5 protein-coding genes, 21 tRNA genes and 3 rRNA genes are annotated in these 12,662 nt (G+C 45.4%); 25 read left to right on the forward strand and 4 right to left on the reverse strand.

The annotated features are described in order from the left end of the window. The first annotated feature begins 139 nt into the window (after positions 1–139). On the forward strand, positions 140–1,027 hold the full coding sequence (gene galU / locus NSQ49_RS16540; protein WP_251284983.1) for a UTP--glucose-1-phosphate uridylyltransferase GalU: 888 nt from the start codon (positions 140–142) through the stop codon (positions 1,025–1,027). 592 nt (positions 1,028–1,619) lie between these two features. Here galU and NSQ49_RS16545 read toward each other — a convergent pair. The 3 genes from NSQ49_RS16545 to NSQ49_RS16555 form a co-directional block, all read right to left on the reverse strand. Next, positions 1,620–2,099, reverse strand: coding sequence for a hypothetical protein (locus NSQ49_RS16545; protein ID WP_251284982.1), 480 nt, complete (start codon positions 2,097–2,099; stop codon positions 1,620–1,622). A gap of 177 nt (positions 2,100–2,276) precedes the next feature. Then, positions 2,277–2,349 (reverse strand) — tRNA-Ala (locus NSQ49_RS16550). A gap of 67 nt (positions 2,350–2,416) precedes the next feature. Then, complete coding sequence (locus tag NSQ49_RS16555) at positions 2,417–3,115, reverse strand: MgtC/SapB family protein (RefSeq protein WP_159871112.1); 699 nt, start codon at positions 3,113–3,115, stop codon at positions 2,417–2,419. Between the two features lie 131 nt (positions 3,116–3,246). Between NSQ49_RS16555 and NSQ49_RS16560 the strand changes: the two genes are divergently transcribed. The 24 genes from NSQ49_RS16560 (at position 3,247) to NSQ49_RS16675 (ending at position 12,268) form a co-directional block, all read left to right on the forward strand. Then, positions 3,247–4,161 carry a DMT family transporter gene (locus NSQ49_RS16560; protein ID WP_159871109.1) on the forward strand — a complete coding sequence of 305 codons (915 nt, stop codon included), beginning with the start codon at positions 3,247–3,249 and terminating at the stop codon, positions 4,159–4,161. A 994-nt stretch (positions 4,162–5,155) separates the two neighbouring features. Next, positions 5,156–6,705: ribosomal RNA gene (locus NSQ49_RS16565) — 16S ribosomal RNA — on the forward strand. Between the two features lie 300 nt (positions 6,706–7,005). Continuing rightward, positions 7,006–9,941, forward strand: a 23S ribosomal RNA gene (locus tag NSQ49_RS16570). 251 nt (positions 9,942–10,192) lie between these two features. After that, positions 10,193–10,309, forward strand: a 5S ribosomal RNA gene (gene rrf, locus NSQ49_RS16575). Together the 16S, 23S and 5S rRNA genes with 20 tRNA genes alongside form the textbook arrangement of a ribosomal RNA operon. Before the next feature lie 9 nt (positions 10,310–10,318). Beyond that, positions 10,319–10,394, forward strand: a tRNA-Val gene (locus NSQ49_RS16580). Between the two features lie 20 nt (positions 10,395–10,414). Further along, positions 10,415–10,490, forward strand: a tRNA-Thr gene (locus tag NSQ49_RS16585). Between the two features lie 22 nt (positions 10,491–10,512). After that, positions 10,513–10,588, forward strand: a tRNA-Lys gene (locus NSQ49_RS16590). 17 nt (positions 10,589–10,605) lie between these two features. Further along, positions 10,606–10,690: transfer RNA gene (locus NSQ49_RS16595), tRNA-Leu, on the forward strand. Positions 10,691–10,698: 8 nt separating this feature from the next. Continuing rightward, a tRNA-Gly gene (locus NSQ49_RS16600) sits at positions 10,699–10,773 on the forward strand. A 6-nt stretch (positions 10,774–10,779) separates the two neighbouring features. Continuing rightward, positions 10,780–10,868: transfer RNA gene (locus NSQ49_RS16605), tRNA-Leu, on the forward strand. 15 nt (positions 10,869–10,883) lie between these two features. Next, positions 10,884–10,960 (forward strand) — tRNA-Arg (locus NSQ49_RS16610). A gap of 6 nt (positions 10,961–10,966) precedes the next feature. Further along, positions 10,967–11,043: transfer RNA gene (locus NSQ49_RS16615), tRNA-Pro, on the forward strand. Between the two features lie 8 nt (positions 11,044–11,051). After that, positions 11,052–11,127: transfer RNA gene (locus tag NSQ49_RS16620), tRNA-Ala, on the forward strand. 19 nt (positions 11,128–11,146) lie between these two features. Further along, positions 11,147–11,223, forward strand: a tRNA-Met gene (locus NSQ49_RS16625). Positions 11,224–11,241: 18 nt separating this feature from the next. Continuing rightward, positions 11,242–11,318 (forward strand) — tRNA-Ile (locus NSQ49_RS16630). Between the two features lie 12 nt (positions 11,319–11,330). Beyond that, positions 11,331–11,423: transfer RNA gene (locus NSQ49_RS16635), tRNA-Ser, on the forward strand. Between the two features lie 22 nt (positions 11,424–11,445). Next, positions 11,446–11,519: transfer RNA gene (locus NSQ49_RS16640), tRNA-Met, on the forward strand. A 3-nt stretch (positions 11,520–11,522) separates the two neighbouring features. Next, positions 11,523–11,599 (forward strand) — tRNA-Asp (locus NSQ49_RS16645). Positions 11,600–11,763: 164 nt separating this feature from the next. After that, positions 11,764–11,839, forward strand: a tRNA-Phe gene (locus NSQ49_RS16650). A 13-nt stretch (positions 11,840–11,852) separates the two neighbouring features. Further along, a tRNA-Gly gene (locus tag NSQ49_RS16655) sits at positions 11,853–11,926 on the forward strand. 4 nt (positions 11,927–11,930) lie between these two features. Beyond that, positions 11,931–12,007, forward strand: a tRNA-Ile gene (locus NSQ49_RS16660). Between the two features lie 14 nt (positions 12,008–12,021). Next, a tRNA-Asn gene (locus NSQ49_RS16665) sits at positions 12,022–12,096 on the forward strand. Between the two features lie 5 nt (positions 12,097–12,101). Continuing rightward, positions 12,102–12,192, forward strand: a tRNA-Ser gene (locus tag NSQ49_RS16670). A gap of 4 nt (positions 12,193–12,196) precedes the next feature. Then, positions 12,197–12,268: transfer RNA gene (locus NSQ49_RS16675), tRNA-Glu, on the forward strand. 73 nt (positions 12,269–12,341) lie between these two features. Here the strand turns inward: NSQ49_RS16675 and NSQ49_RS16680 are convergent. After that, positions 12,342–12,539, reverse strand: coding sequence for a hypothetical protein (locus tag NSQ49_RS16680; RefSeq protein ID WP_159869779.1), 198 nt, complete (start codon positions 12,537–12,539; stop codon positions 12,342–12,344). Positions 12,540–12,662: the final 123 nt, after the last annotated feature.

Consider the following 12,662-nt stretch of genomic DNA (forward strand, 5'->3'; position numbering starts at 1 on the left):
ATTCTACTAAAAGAATACTGCCTTTCTAGCAGTTTATTTGAAGTTCTTCTTCTGTTTATTTGTAGTAGTGCATATTAATAGTATTACAAGAAAAGGGAGTACAAATACTGGTAAAGGCGTTTTTAGGGGGAGATCTTAAATGAAAATTCGAAAAGCAATCATTCCGGCAGCGGGATTGGGGACTAGATTTTTACCGGCAACTAAATCACAGCCAAAGGAAATGCTGCCCATTGTTGATAAGCCAACACTTCAATATATTGTAGAGGAAGCAGTGGAATCCGGAATAGAGGAAATTTTAATAATAACTGGAAGAAATAAAAGTTCGATTGAAGATCACTTTGATAAATCCTTAGAACTCGAACTTGAGCTCGAAGCAAAGAAAAAATATGAGTTACTAAATGTAGTACGCTCTATCTCAGAGATGATAAATATTCATTATATACGGCAAAAGGAACCAAAGGGGCTGGGCCATGCGGTTTATTGTGCGAAAAGTTTTATTGGCAATGAGCCCTTTGCTGTTCTATTAGGTGATGATATTGTTTATGGAAAAAAACCATGTTTAAAGCAATTAATAGACACCTATGAAGTATATAGAACAACAATTCTTGGAGTCCAAACAGTAAACACAAATGATATCAGTAAATACGGCATAATCCAGAGTGAATATATTAAAGAAAACATATACAAGGTGAACAGTCTGGTAGAAAAACCATCTATAACAAATGCTCCGTCTAATATAGCAATCCTTGGCAGATATATTATTACTCCTTCGATATTTGATATCCTCGAAAATATCCGTCCAGGATTAGGCGGTGAAATTCAGTTAACAGATGCACTAAAGGAATTGTCGAAGGCGGAATCACTATATGCGATTGATTTTGAAGGGACTAGGTATGATGTTGGGGACAAGCTGGGTTTTTTACAAGCTACAATTGATTTTGCGCTAAGAAGAGAAGATCTAAGAGAAGAATTCCTTAGCTATCTATTTCAAATTTTAAAAAATGAAAGAGAAATACTTATAAAATAATACTTTAATTAGGGGGCAGATCAAGACTGGGTGATTAAAAGGTTTTTCGGGCGATAGAAAGATTTGTCTAAGGGCATTGATGATCAGGAAATACAAAGTGTTTTTTTTTTTTTTTGGATTTTCCAAGGGTTTCTATTATAGAAATAACAGATATAATGTGGGTTGGTGTTATGCAGGAGATTAGTATGGAAGAGATTCATGCTTCTAGCTATTTCTCATGTGCAATGGTGATAAAAAATCTCTTGAACGACAGTTGGAGGTAAAGAAGGAATTATAATTGAGTCGGGGAGCAGATTTAACATTCAAGGATTGTGGCAAATGTACATAAGAAAAGGGTAAGTTGTTTAACAAAAACCTTAAAATGTAAATTGAAATTCGGGAAGTTCATCACAGTGATGAACTTCCCGAATAGCTCTTAATAGATTGTCCTTTCTTGCCATAGAAATATCCCCTCAAGTAGCATTCTTTTCTCCATGGTTACCTGAAGGTTTTTTGAATGTCTACTTAAAAGGGACATTAACAGCATGTTTTGCCTGCCAGCTTTTTTCGGTATTATCCTAGTCACTAACCTAAGCTGAACATTTGAAGATGGTCAAGCTTGGGTTTGCTGAATTCCATTTTCTGTCCATTTTGTTTTTAAAGCAGAATTGTATTGAGTAAGGCTTTTTTCATCAGGATTATCAGCATCAAAACTTCCGATTTGATCAGCTTCTTTACTTTTTCTCACATAGGGAGTGTCAAAGACTTTATTTCTGTTAATTATATTTACATTAGTATGGGCTGGTTCCTTTTGTTTTTGCTCTTTTGCTTCCAGTGTCTCGAGGCAAATAAGTTCGTTTACTTCATTGGTGCGCTTTTCCTTAATCAATTTCCATGCAAGTGCAATACGTGCTTGCCAATTTCCTTCCAATACTTTCGCGATAGCTACAGCTTTTTTACTTTCCTGCGCTTCAGTATCACTAAAAGTCTTACCGGACATCTTATGCCTGTTTTTAAAAGCTGTAACAGTAAGTGCTGCTCCGGCGGCAGAAAGCAAAGATACCAAGATGATGGGCGCTGCTGGTTTTTTCATTGCTGAATCCCTCCATTTTGTTTCACTCTTTACCGTCCACATACCCTCTTTTTGAACTTGAATGCATCATATGTATAACCTATATTTTACAGATGTCCAAAAAGGAGTCAGAGCTAATATTAAATAGAGAAATGAAAAAAAGCCTTGAGTTATCAAGGCTTTTAGGCGAAAACATTATGGAGAATAGGGGGCTCGAACCCCTGACCTCAACGCTGCCAGCGTTGCGCTCTCCCAGCTGAGCTAATCCCCCGGGTAGTGGTACAAGAAAAATTATAACCACATCAGGGCTATCTTGCAAGAGAAATTATTAAAAAAATTTACTGCATACTATCGATTTCCATGCACTGTACTCCAGGGATACTTGAAACGTTGAAATATACATCAGTGGTTCTCCTTTTATAGTCGACAGCAACAATCAGTTGAACGAGATGAAGGTGTTCATCTTCCAGGTCTTTGATGCGGATGTGTTTTACAGATATATCAAGATCTTTAATTGCAGGTATGATGTCAGCGATGTTTTCTTTATTCCTGACCTTTAGCTGCAGGTTGATTTCTTTTTCTCTTAAACGGCGGGGGCCGATTAAGCCCATAATAAATGGGATTACTTCTACTGATATGATCAGAAGGGCAACTCCTGCCATTGCCTCAATATAAAACCCAGCACCTACTGCAATTCCGATTCCTGCTGCTCCCCAGATTAAAGCTGCCGTTGTAAGACCTGAAATACTGTCATTTCCCCGTCTCAATATTACACCTGCACCCAAAAAGCCGATGCCTGAAACAATTTGGGCAGCTAAACGCAGAGGGTCCATGGTAATGTTGATGTCATCATTACCAGGAAACATATAAGCTGATTCAATAGATACAATGGTCAGCAGGCAGCTTACTATGGAAATAACTAAGCTGGTCTTGAGGCCGACCGGCTTTCTTTTTAATTCTCTCTCCAGGCCGATAATAAGACCCAGGACTGCTGAAATCCCCAGCTTCATTAATATTTCTATCTCTAAACTGCTCATAATATCTCCCGCTTTTTAAAGTATTATATATCCAAAATATGATCTAATAAAACCGTAGTAAAAGTTTAGCTGTACGTTGTAAAATGAAATATACCCTAATTATTAGAAATCCGACACAAGGAGTAAAAAAAATGTCTAATACAAAAATAAATCCCTATGTTGCCCTGGCAATTGGCGTCGTTTCTGTCTCTACTTCGGCTATATTGGTGAAGGTATCCAGCGCTCCATCGGGAGTCATAGCTTTTTACAGACTATTATTTTCTGTTCTTTTCATGTTGCCTGTATTTCTTATAAAGTATGTTCCGGAACTTCGTCTTATTACAAGGAGGGATTGGATCTATTCCATCATTGCCGGTGTTTTCCTAGCCTTGCATTTTATTCTCTGGTTTGAGTCCCTGAATTACACCTCTGTAGCCAGTTCTACAGTCCTTGTTACTCTCCAGCCTCTTTTTGCATTTGCAGGTACATATTTCTTTTTTAAAGAAAAGTTTACCTGGAAAGCGATATTAAGCGGGCTGCTCGCTATAGCGGGCAGTGTTATTATCAGCTGGGGAGATTTTCAAATCAGCGGGTCTGCTTTGTTCGGGGATATACTTGCTATCATTGCTTGTGCCCTTGTTACGGCTTATTTAATGTTTGGCCAGACAGTCAGAAAAAGGCTTTCACTCATCACATACACTTTTGTTGTTTATAGTATAAGCACTATTACATTGTTATTTTATGTGTTAATCGCCGGAGAACCTTTACTGCCGTATGGGACCAGTGATTGGGTATATTTTATCCTTCTAGCCCTTGTTCCTACCCTTCTTGGTCATACATTATTCAATTGGTCAATAAAGTGGCTTAGCACTTCAACTATTTCTATGGCTATATTATTCGAGCCGGTTGGTGCTGCTGTTTTAGCTTATTATTTGCTTCATGAGTCTATTATATGGACACAAATTCTTGGGGGTACAATTGTAATTGGAGGAATAACTCTGTTCATATTAGATGAGAGAAAGCTTCGGATGAAAGGATTGAAGAAAAAAACAACGGTTTCCGGATAAATGAAGTCTTTATAGATATAATAGTGAAAAAATCTCCCTGAAATGGGGAGATTTTTTTATCTGAATACATAGGTCAGAGCTGAAAAAATAAATGCAGCTGTAACAGAAAAGATGAAGGTGCCTCCATGGACCTTTTCATCTGAGTCTGCAATTTTAATTCCCTCTGCATAAGCATAAGCAAACAAAAAAACAGCCATGATCACTGATATGTAGAGTGCTGCGGTTTCCAGTATGATTCACACCTTCCGTTTTAAATAGAGTTAATAGATATTATGAAAATTACCCTAAACTATTACTATTTCTTCTTTATACACTGAAATTATTTTAATTTTGAGTTTGGATTTTCTATAAGCAGTTATTATACTTCTTAGAAATATATTATTCTGTATGGTTGCTTTTAAAAGTGTGGAAAAGTGAACAAAGTTATCCACAGACTGTGTGTAACTCTGTTGACAACTGAAATAATAAGAATTTTACAGTGGATAAGTATGTGGGCATTTTTAATGAAGGATACAGATAATATGTTATTGATATAACTTATTCATGCAGGCGCAAGTTAAAAGCGTATTAATTTGATTAGCCGAACATGCACCTGTTATTAGATCTGGCTGCAGATCATTTAGATTATCTGCCGCTATCTTTAAGGGTCTCTTCTAATAAATTTGATTCCAAATCGCTCATCTAATAGTAGAAAGCTTAAATGAAAAATGCATGAGGAAATAAAACTAAACATTTTTGAAAAATTATATTGCAAACATTTAAAGAGTCGTGGTATATTAATTCTTGTCCTTAACAAGGCAAGTTGAACTGAGAAAAAACATTTAAAAAAGTTATTGACTTGTTTATGGATAACATGTTATATTAATAAAGTCGCTTCTAGGCGATCAGGCAAAATATAACAAAGAGAAAATTGATCTTTGAAAACTGAACGAACAATACGTCAACGTTTAATCATTAGTCTTTTTCGAAAAGGCAATCGAGCTATATCAACTCTTATTTGGAGAGTTTGATCCTGGCTCAGGACGAACGCTGGCGGCGTGCCTAATACATGCAAGTCGAGCGGACTGATGGGAGCTTGCTCCCTGAAGTCAGCGGCGGACGGGTGAGTAACACGTGGGCAACCTGCCTGTAAGACTGGGATAACTCCGGGAAACCGGGGCTAATACCGGATAACGCTTTCCCTCACATGAGGGAAAGCTGAAAGATGGTTTCGGCTATCACTTACAGATGGGCCCGCGGCGCATTAGCTAGTTGGTGAGGTAACGGCTCACCAAGGCGACGATGCGTAGCCGACCTGAGAGGGTGATCGGCCACACTGGGACTGAGACACGGCCCAGACTCCTACGGGAGGCAGCAGTAGGGAATCTTCCGCAATGGACGAAAGTCTGACGGAGCAACGCCGCGTGAGTGATGAAGGTTTTCGGATCGTAAAACTCTGTTGTCAGGGAAGAACAAGTACCGGAGTAACTGCCGGTACCTTGACGGTACCTGACCAGAAAGCCACGGCTAACTACGTGCCAGCAGCCGCGGTAATACGTAGGTGGCAAGCGTTGTCCGGAATTATTGGGCGTAAAGCGCGCGCAGGCGGTTCCTTAAGTCTGATGTGAAAGCCCCCGGCTCAACCGGGGAGGGTCATTGGAAACTGGGGAACTTGAGTGCAGAAGAGAAGAGTGGAATTCCACGTGTAGCGGTGAAATGCGTAGAGATGTGGAGGAACACCAGTGGCGAAGGCGACTCTTTGGTCTGTAACTGACGCTGAGGCGCGAAAGCGTGGGGAGCAAACAGGATTAGATACCCTGGTAGTCCACGCCGTAAACGATGAGTGCTAAGTGTTAGAGGGTTTCCGCCCTTTAGTGCTGCAGCAAACGCATTAAGCACTCCGCCTGGGGAGTACGGCCGCAAGGCTGAAACTCAAAGGAATTGACGGGGGCCCGCACAAGCGGTGGAGCATGTGGTTTAATTCGAAGCAACGCGAAGAACCTTACCAGGTCTTGACATCCCCTGACAACCCTAGAGATAGGGCGTTCCCCTTCGGGGGACAGGGTGACAGGTGGTGCATGGTTGTCGTCAGCTCGTGTCGTGAGATGTTGGGTTAAGTCCCGCAACGAGCGCAACCCTTGATCTTAGTTGCCAGCATTCAGTTGGGCACTCTAAGGTGACTGCCGGTGACAAACCGGAGGAAGGTGGGGATGACGTCAAATCATCATGCCCCTTATGACCTGGGCTACACACGTGCTACAATGGATGGTACAAAGGGCTGCAAAACCGCGAGGTTAAGCGAATCCCATAAAACCATTCTCAGTTCGGATTGCAGGCTGCAACTCGCCTGCATGAAGCCGGAATCGCTAGTAATCGCGGATCAGCATGCCGCGGTGAATACGTTCCCGGGCCTTGTACACACCGCCCGTCACACCACGAGAGTTTGTAACACCCGAAGTCGGTGGGGTAACCTTTTGGAGCCAGCCGCCTAAGGTGGGACAGATGATTGGGGTGAAGTCGTAACAAGGTAGCCGTATCGGAAGGTGCGGCTGGATCACCTCCTTTCTAAGGAATATTTACAAGAAACGTGACGTTCTTTGTTCGTTCAGTTTTGAGAGTTCAATCTCTCAATGAATGATTCGTTCTTTGAAAACTAGATAATGTTAATGAAGAAGCAATAACCGAGTAATCGCCATCTTAGTTTTTTCTCTTATTTAATATTAAGTAAGAGCACAAACCATGAGGACGATGAGCGGCAAGGAGATCAAGGAAGCGACCGAGTGAGCACCGGAGCGTACTTCAGTACGTGAGGAGCGGAGCGAGAGAGCTGACGCAGAGATCCGCAGTCGATCAGCGGCCGAAGTAGGTTAAGTTAGAAAGGGCGCACGGTGAATGCCTTGGCACTAGGAGCCGATGAAGGACGGTACTAACACCGATATGCTTCGGGGAGCTGTAAGTAAGCTTTGATCCGGAGATTTCCGAATGGGGAAACCCCCTATCCGTAATGGGATAGGATCTTTACCTGAATACATAGGGTATAGAAGGCAGACCCGGGGAACTGAAACATCTAAGTACCCGGAGGAAGAGAAAGCAAACGCGATTCCCTGAGTAGCGGCGAGCGAAACGGGATTAGCCCAAACCAGGAGGCTTGCCTCCTGGGGTTGTAGGACACTCTATACGGAGTTACAAAGGAACGAGGTAAATGAACAGGTCTGGAAAGGCCGGCCAGAGAAGGTAAAAGCCCTGTAGTTGAAACTTCGTTCCCTCCAGAGTGGATCCTGAGTACGGCGGGACACGAGAAATCCCGTCGGAAGCAGGGAGGACCATCTCCCAAGGCTAAATACTCCCTAGTGACCGATAGTGAACCAGTACCGTGAGGGAAAGGTGAAAAGCACCCCGGAAGGGGAGTGAAAGAGATCCTGAAACCGTGTGCCTACAAGTAGTTAGAGCCCGTTAATGGGTGATAGCGTGCCTTTTGTAGAATGAACCGGCGAGTTACGATTACATGCGAGGTTAAGTTGAGAAGACGGAGCCGCAGCGAAAGCGAGTCTGAATAGGGCGAATGAGTATGTGGTCGTAGACCCGAAACCAGGTGATCTACCCATGTCCAGGGTGAAGTCCAGGTAACACTGGATGGAGGCCCGAACCCACGCACGTTGAAAAGTGCGGGGATGAGGTGTGGGTAGCGGAGAAATTCCAATCGAACTTGGAGATAGCTGGTTCTCTCCGAAATAGCTTTAGGGCTAGCCTCATGTAGTAAGAGTCTTGGAGGTAGAGCACTGTTTGGACTAGGGGCCCCCATCGGGTTACCGAATTCAGACAAACTCCGAATGCCAAAGACTTATCCATGGGAGTCAGACTGCGAGTGATAAGATCCGTAGTCAAGAGGGAAACAGCCCAGACCACCAGCTAAGGTCCCAAAGTATACGTTAAGTGGAAAAGGATGTGGAGTTGCTTAGACAACCAGGATGTTGGCTTAGAAGCAGCCACCATTTAAAGAGTGCGTAATAGCTCACTGGTCGAGTGACTCCGCGCCGAAAATGTACCGGGGCTAAACGTATCACCGAAGCTGTGGATTGACATCTTTCGATGTCAGTGGTAGGAGAGCGTTCTAAGGGCGTTGAAGCCAGACCGCAAGGACTGGTGGAGCGCTTAGAAGTGAGAATGCCGGTATGAGTAGCGAAAGATGGGTGAGAATCCCATCCACCGAATGCCTAAGGTTTCCTGAGGAAGGCTCGTCCGCTCAGGGTTAGTCGGGACCTAAGCCGAGGCTGAAAAGCGTAGGCGATGGACAACAGGTTGATATTCCTGTACCACCTCTTTACCGTTTGAGCAATGGGGGGACGCAGGAGGATAGGGTAAGCGCGCTGCTGGATTAGCGCGTCCAAGCAGTTAGGCCGGTAACGAGGCAAATCCCGTTACCACATAGGCTGAGCTGTGACGGCGAGGGAAATTTAGTACCGAAGTTCCTGATTCCACACTGCCAAGAAAAGCCTCTAGCGAGGGAAAAGGTGCCCGTACCGCAAACCGACACAGGTAGGCGAGGAGAGAATCCTAAGGTGAGCGAGAGAACTCTCGTTAAGGAACTCGGCAAAATGACCCCGTAACTTCGGGAGAAGGGGTGCTCATTAGGGTGAATAGCCCTGATGAGCCGCAGTGAATAGGCCCAGGCGACTGTTTAGCAAAAACACAGGTCTCTGCGAAGCCGCAAGGCGAAGTATAGGGGCTGACGCCTGCCCGGTGCTGGAAGGTTAAGAGGAGAGGTTAGCGCAAGCGAAGCTTTGAATCGAAGCCCCAGTAAACGGCGGCCGTAACTATAACGGTCCTAAGGTAGCGAAATTCCTTGTCGGGTAAGTTCCGACCCGCACGAAAGGCGTAACGATCTGGGCACTGTCTCAACGAGAGACTCGGTGAAATTATAGTACCTGTGAAGATGCAGGTTACCCGCGACAGGACGGAAAGACCCCGTGGAGCTTTACTGTAGCCTGATATTGAATTTTGGTACAGCTTGTACAGGATAGGTAGGAGCCTGAGAAGCCGGAGCGCCAGCTTCGGTGGAGGCGTCGGTGGGATACTACCCTGGCTGTATTGAAATTCTAACCCGCGCCCCTTATCGGGGCGGGAGACAGTGTCAGGTGGGCAGTTTGACTGGGGCGGTCGCCTCCTAAAAAGTAACGGAGGCGCCCAAAGGTTCCCTCAGAATGGTTGGAAATCATTCGCAGAGTGTAAAGGCACAAGGGAGCTTGACTGCGAGACCTACAAGTCGAGCAGGGACGAAAGTCGGGCTTAGTGATCCGGTGGTTCCGCATGGAAGGGCCATCGCTCAACGGATAAAAGCTACCCCGGGGATAACAGGCTTATCTCCCCCAAGAGTCCACATCGACGGGGAGGTTTGGCACCTCGATGTCGGCTCATCGCATCCTGGGGCTGTAGTCGGTCCCAAGGGTTGGGCTGTTCGCCCATTAAAGCGGTACGCGAGCTGGGTTCAGAACGTCGTGAGACAGTTCGGTCCCTATCCGTCGTGGGCGCAGGAAATTTGAGAGGAGCTGTCCTTAGTACGAGAGGACCGGGATGGACGCACCGCTGGTGTACCAGTTGTCTTGCCAAAGGCATCGCTGGGTAGCTATGTGCGGAAGGGATAAGTGCTGAAAGCATCTAAGCATGAAGCCCCCCTCGAGATGAGATTTCCCATAGCGTCAAGCTAGTAAGATCCCTGAAAGATGATCAGGTTGATAGGTCAGAGGTGGAAGCGTGGCGACATGTGGAGCTGACTGATACTAATCGATCGAGGACTTAACCAAAACGACAAGCGGAGGCGACTGTTCAACTTCGAGAGACGTTGGAGAGCCGTTCATTCAAATCCTGGTTTTGGATTGGAGGGACGGATCGAAACGGCCGAGAAGTTAGGAGCCGAAGCTAGACAAGTCATTGGTGAATACTCGGTAAATACTTCTTCATACATTATCTAGTTTTGAGGGAACGAAAAAAAAGTAAATTTCCTCTTGAAAAATGATAAAAAGACGGTATAATAATACTTGTCTTTGAAAAATAGTCTGGTGGCGATAGCGAGAAGGTCACACCCGTTCCCATACCGAACACGGAAGTTAAGCTTCTCAGCGCCGATGGTAGTTAGGGGCTGTCCCCTTGTGAGAGTAGGACGCTGCCGGGCGTTAATAATGGAGGATTAGCTCAGCTGGGAGAGCATCTGCCTTACAAGCAGAGGGTCGGCGGTTCGATCCCGTCATCCTCCACCATTAATTTAAATGTACAAGCTGCCGGTGTAGCTCAATTGGTAGAGCAACTGACTTGTAATCAGTAGGTTGGGGGTTCAAGTCCTCTCGCCGGCACCACTTCATTTCTTTTATAGAATATGAGCCATTAGCTCAGTCGGTAGAGCATCTGACTTTTAATCAGAGGGTCGAAGGTTCGAGTCCTTCATGGCTCACCATTTTTAATTTTTATATTGCGGGTGTGGCGGAATTGGCAGACGCACCAGACTTAGGATCTGGCGCCGCAAGGCGTGGGGGTTCGACTCCCTTCACCCGCACCATTATTTTTGCGGAAGTAGTTCAGTGGTAGAACATCACCTTGCCAAGGTGGGGGTCGCGGGTTCGAATCCCGTCTTCCGCTCCATTTATTGCCGGGGTGGCGGAACTGGCAGACGCACAGGACTTAAAATCCTGCGGTAGGTGACTACCGTACCGGTTCGATTCCGGTCCTCGGCACCAGTAGAATTTAATATTGCGCCCGTAGCTCAATTGGATAGAGCGTTTGACTACGGATCAAAAGGTTAGGGGTTCGACTCCTCTCGGGCGCGCCATATTAACGGGGAGTAGCTCAGCTTGGTAGAGCACTTGGTTTGGGACCAAGGGGTCGCAGGTTCGAATCCTGTCTTCCCGACCATTTATATTGGGGCCTTAGCTCAGCTGGGAGAGCGCCTGCTTTGCACGCAGGAGGTCAGCGGTTCGATCCCGCTAGGCTCCACCATAATTATTTTTACTGTTTTGGCGGTGTAGCTCAGCTGGCTAGAGCGTACGGTTCATACCCGTGAGGTCGGGGGTTCGATCCCCTCCGCCGCTACCATTTTAATTAAACGATGCTGGACCTTTAGCTCAGCTGGTTAGAGCAGACGGCTCATAACCGTCCGGTCGTAGGTTCGAGTCCTACAAGGTCCACCACTTTTCTTATACGGAGGAATACCCAAGTCCGGCTGAAGGGATCGGTCTTGAAAACCGACAGGCGGGTCAAACCGCGCAGGGGTTCGAATCCCCTTTCCTCCTCCATAATTTATTTTAATATTATTGTCGCGGGGTGGAGCAGTCCGGTAGCTCGTCGGGCTCATAACCCGAAGGTCGCAGGTTCAAATCCTGCCCCCGCAATCTGGTCCGGTAGTTCAGTTGGTTAGAATGCCTGCCTGTCACGCAGGAGGTCGCGGGTTCGAGTCCCGTCCGGACCGCCATTTTTAAAAGAAAGTTTGGCTCAGTAGCTCAGTCGGTAGAGGATTTTAAAAGAATGCAGCTGCGAAGCATTTCATCATCGAATAGCATGCTTTTAAAATCTGCGACAAAGAACGCAGGGCTTTGAAGCACATTTATTTAGATTTAGGGATATAATATTATTTTTGGCTCAGTAGCTCAGTCGGTAGAGCAAAGGACTGAAAATCCTTGTGTCGGCGGTTCGATTCCGTCCTGAGCCACCATTTTAGACCTTATGCGGGTGTAGTTTAGTGGTAAAACCTCAGCCTTCCAAGCTGATGATGAGGGTTCGATTCCCTTCACCCGCTCCAAAATGGGCCTATAGCTCAGCTGGTTAGAGCGCACGCCTGATAAGCGTGAGGTCGATGGTTCGAGTCCATTTAGGCCCACCATTTTATATTATTGTTCCGCAGTAGCTCAGTGGTAGAGCATTCGGCTGTTAACCGAACGGTCGTAGGTTCGAATCCTACCTGCGGAGCCATATATGGGGAAGTACTCAAGTGGCTGAAGAGGCGCCCCTGCTAAGGGTGTAGGTCGGGTAACCGGCGCGAGGGTTCAAATCCCTCCTTCTCCGCCATATTGGCCCCTTGGTCAAGCGGTTAAGACACCGCCCTTTCACGGCGGTAACACGGGTTCGAATCCCGTAGGGGTCATACAAAAAAGCTGTCAACTAATTGTTGGCAGCTTTTTTGTTGTTTTCATTTTGTGATACATGCCATCTTCAATTTAATCAAATTTTTCTTCTTTCCCGCTTAATTTATTGCCGGGATTATTCAAATCGATATCAGAAGATATTCCTGTATAAGGGCCCCTAAACATATCACCAGTGGCCAGAATCTTACCATCCGGTGCTTCAAATAGTGGAATCTTTATTTCATCCCTGGATGCCTCATTCAATAAAAACTCCTCTTCCTTATTGCTCAAAATATTATTCTCCTTTCATTTTCGGTTTGCAGACTTTGTTATATTTTGTCTAAGTTTACCGGAGATTATGTCGAAGTCTGTTAATCTGAGTCAGATGCTGTCGGTTGTTAGCGGAATATGAAC

The organism is Cytobacillus sp. FSL R5-0377 (genome assembly GCF_038004385.1).
In the GTDB taxonomy this organism is placed as follows: domain Bacteria; phylum Bacillota; class Bacilli; order Bacillales; family Cytobacillaceae; genus Cytobacillus.